A 3,405-nucleotide genomic window follows, 5' to 3' on the forward strand; every position below is an offset into this window, starting at 1 on the left:
CCGCGACACCCGCGCGCCGCGTCACCGTGAGATGGGGCGCCTGCCAGCCGGCCTCGTGCAGCTCGCCGTGGGCCGGGCGGAACGCGCGGTCGGCCGCCACGAGCAGGTCGGCGTCGAGCAGCGAGTCACCCGCCGCGAACGTGAGGTCGGCGCCGACGCGCTGCGCGACCTCGGCGACCGCGGCGGACTTGGTCAGCGGGGCGGGCACGCAGTACACCTTGCGCCCCTGCAGCGACACCGTCCACCCGCGCTGCGCGCACCACGCGGTGAGGTCGTCGACGAACGTCGGCGGCAGCAGGTCACGGTGGACGACGAGGTACGTGAACAGGTCCTCCGCGACGCGGTGCTTGCGGACCCACGGCTGCTCGGCGACGACGCGCAGGTGCTCGACGACCTCCGCGAGCGGCGCGCACTCCCCCAGCCGCGCGTGCACCGTCGCCGTCCAGTCGGCGCACGGCTCGCCGTCGACGAGGATGTGCCCGCCGTTCGACGTCACCGCGTACCGCGGACCCGGCTCGGGGAAGCGGACGCGCGCGTACTGCTTGCGGGTGCGCGTCGTCGTCGGGACGAACCACGCCGCCTCGACGAGGTCGCCGATCATCTCCTCCGCGTCGCGCGTCCAGAACGACACCGGCTCGCCCTCGAACACCTCCGCGACCGTCATCGCGGGTGCCTGCTCGTCGTCGCCGCCGAGCCGCAGCGCGGCCGCCGAGTAGATGAGCGTGCGGTCCAGGTCGCACGCGACCACCACGGCGCTCACGCGTCACCCCGCACGGCCCGGCCGTCGGCGCCCGTCGCGCCGGCGGTGAACCGCGGGTGGATGAGGCCCACGCACGAGTAGGGCAGGTCGGCGACGGTCTCCACGGGTACTCCTCGTTCGGCGGCCAGGTGCCGGACGTGCGCGACGTCGGCGGGGTCGACGTCGGGTCGGACGAGGACACGCCACGGTACGCGGCGCAGCAGCACACGCGTCGTCTCGCCCACGCCCGGCTTCACGAGGTTGACGTCCCCGATGCCGTACTCCTCGACGATCCGCTCGACCGCGGCCCACCCGGCCCAGTCGACGTCGGCGTGCGCGTCGGCCAGGGCGCGCCAGTCGCGCTCGACCGCGTCGCGGACGTCGTCGAACCGCGCCGCGACCACGTCGAGGAAGCGCCCCGACACGTCGGCGGGCGCGAGGTCCGCGTAGAACTTCGCGCCGTGGAACTGGTCCGGTCCGATGAGGTCGCGGTTGAGCACCGTGCGCGAGACCAGCCCCGACACCGTCGAGTTCAGGCACGCCGACGGCACGAGGAAGTCGTCGCGCGTCCCCGCGAGCCGCACGCAGCGGCCCGGGTCGGCGAGCACCGCGAGGTCGCGCGGGAACGCGACGCCGGTGCGCCGCTCGTGGTCGACCAGCGCGGCGTCGAGCTCGCGCGCGATCGCGCCCTTGCCCGTCCAGCCGTCGACGAACACCACCGACGCCGGGTCGTGGTGCGCCGCGAGGTACCGCAGCGCGACGTCGTCGATCCCGCGGCCGCGCACGATCGACACCGCGTGGTGCGGCAGGTCGACGCCGTGCACCAGGCGCGCCCAGCGGCGGACCAGGATGCCGACCGGCGTGCCGGCGCGGGCCAGCGACACGAGCGTCGCCCCCTCGCCGCGGGCCGCCAGGATCTGCTCCGCGACCACGCCGACCGCGTGCGCGAGCCGCTCCGCACCCGCCTCGAGCGCCTCGTCGAACAGCCGCACGTACGCCGCGCTCGGCTGGTACTCGACCGGCAGCGACTCCGCGTAGTGCGCGCCGCCCGACTGCACGGCCTCCTCGCGCTCCTCGACGGGCGCCTCGAGCGCCACGCCCGACAGGTCCGTGAGCAGCCACGTGACCTCGTCGGGCGCGTACGAGCCGAATGCGGGACCGCGCAGCGGCTCGGGCAGCACGGTGGCGTCCGTGCGGTGCGCGGGCAGGTCGAGAACCGCACGTGTCGCCGCCGCCCGCTGCGCCGCCACGTCGGGGAGGACGACCAGCAGCACGTCGTCGGTGTGCGCGGCGACCTCGTCGAGCAGTCCGCCCGGGGCGGTCAGCGCCGGGGTGTCGCCGGGTGCGTCCGTCACCACCACGACCGCGTCGAACCGCTCCGCGGGCGCGCTCGGGGCGACGTTGTACGCGAACCTCCGGTGCCCCGGCTCGCCCGGGGCCGCGTCGGCGGGCTCGTCGTGCGCGGAGAAGGCGACCGTCGACCGGATGGCGTAGGCCGCGTCGTCGACGGCCAGGACCGGCGAGCGCGTCGTCGTCGAGAAGCGCACGTCGACCGTGCCGTCGAGCGCGACCGCCACCGCCTCGGCGAGGCGCAGCGGCGCGTCCATGAGCTCCTCGGTGCCCAGGACCAGGACGCGTCCCCCGGCGTCGGTCGCCCGCGACGAGCCGGCGGCGAGAGCGTCCCGCAGCGTCGTCGCGCACGTCGGGAGCGCGGCGTCGAGCGCCTGACGGTCGGCGGTGTCCACGCCGTGCCGACCCGTCTCGGGCAGAGTCGCCGGCCATCCGACGTCGACGCGACGGACCGCCGCGCGTCGCGGTCGGGCGGAGTCCGCTCCAGGTGTGCGGCCGTCGCCGGGGCCCCCTGCGGGAGCGTCCGGCCCGGCCTGACCGGCGGTGTCCGGACGAGTGACCTCCGGGCCGGTGGCGGCCGGCGCGACCTGGACGGTCGCCGCGTCGCCGCCGTCAGGCGCGACCGGGACACCGGCGGCGTCGACCTCCGCGACCAGCGTCGCGCCACGGGTCACCACGTCGTCCGGGGCCTCGACCTGGCCCGCGACCAGCGCGACGACGTGGATGCGCGCACCCAGGCGGTCGGCGAGCGCGGCGGCGCGGGCGCGGTCGTCGTCGGTGCGCAGGTCGACGAGCGTCGCGACGACGTACCGGTCCCGTGCGGCGAGCCGGTGCACGGCCTCGATCGTGTGCAGCGCGGTCGTGCCGGTGGAGAGCTCGTCGTCGACGAGCACGAGCGGCGCGTCCGAGGCGAGCAGCGCCGGGTCGGCCGGGAGCAGCAGGTGCGTCGTCGCGTGCGAGTGGTCCTCCTCGAACGCCCCGACCGACGGCACGCCCGCGACGGGTCGGCGCGTCGAGTGCAGGTACGGCGCACCGCCCAGCGCGTCGGCGACCGCGTGCCCGAGGGCCGTCGCCGTCTCCGCGTACCCGAGCACGACGGCCGACGCGGGCACGTCGGCGACCAGGTCGGCGACCACGCCGGTCAGCAGCGTGGGAGCCACGGGGTCGCCGTCGAGCGCGTCCCGCAGGACGGCACCCGCGCTCAGCAGGCGGTCGTCGAGGTCCGCGCCGGTGTCGGTCGCCTCGACCGGCGGCTCGACGAGCGACCGCGCCGCGAGCGCGCCCAGCAGCAGGCCCGCGCCGCGGACCACGCGCGG

General features: G+C 76.7%; 2 protein-coding genes. Both read right to left on the bottom strand.

Going from position 1 to position 3,405, the window contains the following annotated elements; all coding sequences use genetic code 11:
* Window positions 1–760: HAD family hydrolase (locus tag HGA02_RS13595; RefSeq protein ID WP_168679453.1), on the bottom strand; the 760-nt coding region annotated here is incomplete at its 3' end.
* The coding region (locus tag HGA02_RS13600; protein WP_210728563.1) for a phosphoribosyltransferase domain-containing protein at window positions 757–3,405 on the bottom strand (2,649 nt) is incomplete at its 5' end. The genes HGA02_RS13600 and HGA02_RS13595, both read right to left, overlap by 4 nt.

Source organism: Cellulomonas septica (assembly GCF_012396155.1).
Classification (GTDB): Bacteria; Actinomycetota; Actinomycetes; order Actinomycetales; family Cellulomonadaceae; genus Cellulomonas; species Cellulomonas septica.